Source organism: Stenotrophomonas sp. STEN029 (genome assembly GCF_056760015.1).
In genome coordinates this window covers 1-1,908 of the sequence record NZ_JBRREC010000172.1, presented here as the reverse complement: position 1 = coordinate 1,908, position 1,908 = coordinate 1, and the positions used below count along the sequence as shown (strand labels likewise).

1 protein-coding gene is annotated in these 1,908 nt (G+C 65.8%); it reads left to right on the top strand.

Annotation, left to right across the window (positions count from 1 at the left end; translation table 11 throughout):
• Positions 1–243: 243 nt before the first annotated feature.
• Positions 244–1,761, top strand: a complete 1,518-nt coding sequence (locus tag ACVOLI_RS20430) for a fumarate hydratase (RefSeq protein ID WP_282271569.1) — start codon at positions 244–246, stop codon at positions 1,759–1,761.
• The last annotated feature ends 147 nt before the right edge of the window (positions 1,762–1,908 follow it).

Genomic DNA, 1,908 nt, shown 5'->3' with positions numbered 1-1,908 from the left:
TATCTTTCTCGCGCGGTCCCGGCGGCCGGTCGCCCCGGGGGGGGGCGGGGTTCACACCCCCAATACCCACAAAAAACCGCCGGTGTTTGCCGCCGCGCGGTCCCCCCCGAAGCCGGTGAACTGACGGATAGCCGGCTCCGCGGCTCATGCCGCTCCTACAACCAAGTGCGGGCAGCACTGCGCCGCGGCAAGGCGTAAAATGGTGGGCTGAACCCCCGCCAGCCTTCAGCAAGCGAGCAAGCCGTGACATCGATCAAGCAGGAAGACCTCATCCAGTCCGTCGCCGACGCACTGCAGTACATCTCTTACTACCACCCGGTCGACTACATCAAGAACCTCTCCGCTGCCTATGAGCGCGAAGAGTCGCCGGCGGCCAAAGAGGCCATTGCCCAGATCCTGATCAACTCGCGCATGTGCGCCGAAGGCCATCGGCCGATCTGCCAGGACACCGGCATCGTCACCGTGTTCCTGGAAATCGGCATGAACGTGCGTTGGGACGACGCCACCATGGGTGTCGAGGACATGGCCAACGAGGGCATCCGCCGCGCCTACGCCTACCCGGACAACAAGCTGCGCGCCTCGGTGCTGGCTGATCCGGCCGGCAAGCGCACCAATACCAAGGACAACACCCCGGGCGTGGTCAACGTCAAGGTCGTGCCGGGTAATACGGTCGATGTGATCGTCGCCGCCAAGGGTGGCGGTTCGGAGGCCAAGAGCAAGTTCGCCATGCTCAATCCGTCCGATTCCATCGTTGACTGGGTGCTCAAGACCGTGCCGACCATGGGCGCTGGCTGGTGCCCGCCGGGCATGCTCGGCATCGGCATCGGCGGTACTGCCGAGAAGGCGATGCTGCTGGCCAAGGAATCGCTGATGGAGCCGATCGACATCACCGATCTGCAGGCGCGTGGCGCATCCAACCGTGCCGAAGAGCTGCGCCTGGAGCTGTACGAGAAGGTCAATGCACTGGGCATCGGCGCGCAGGGCCTGGGTGGCCTGACCACGGTGCTCGACATCAAGGTCAAGGACTTCCCGACCCACGCCGCCAACCTGCCCATCGCGATGATCCCGAACTGCGCCGCTACCCGCCATGCGCACTTCACCCTGGATGGCAGTGGCCCGGTGATGCTGGACCCGCCGTCGCTGGAAGACTGGCCCAAGCTGACCTACGACGCGTCCAAGGGCACCCGCGTCGATCTGGACAACATCACCCCGGAAGAAGTGGCTGCATGGAAGCCGGGCCAGACCCTGCTGCTCAACGGCAAGCTGCTGACCGGCCGCGACGCCGCGCACAAGCGCATGGTCGAAATGCTCAACAAGGGTGAGCAGCTGCCGGTGGACCTGAAGGGCCGCTTCATCTATTACGTCGGCCCGGTCGATCCGGTGCGTGACGAAGTGGTGGGCCCGGCCGGTCCGACCACCGCCACCCGCATGGACAAGTTCACCCGCCAGATCCTGGAGCAGACCGGCCTGCTGGGCATGGTCGGCAAGGCCGAGCGCGGCCCGGCGGCGATCGAGGCGATCCGCGACAACAAGTCGGCCTACCTGATGGCGGTTGGTGGCTCGGCCTATCTGGTGTCCAAGGCGATCAAGGCCTCCAAGGTCGTCGGCTTCGCCGACCTGGGCATGGAAGCCATCTACGAGTTCACCGTGCAGGACATGCCGGTGACCGTGGCCGTCGACTCCACCGGCGAATCGGTGCACAAGACCGGTCCGCGCGAATGGCAGGCCCGCATTGGCAAGATTCCGGTAATCGTCGAGTAATCGACCGCTGTCACTGGTGATGCCGCGCCGGGCCCGGGGGTGCGCGGGGCGGGGGGCGGTAGCAGGGTTTTGGCCTTACGCCGGTTTAAAGGGGGGTGGTGGGGGGTGGGGTGTTTGTTTGCCGCGGGGGGAGGGGCCGGGGGTTGG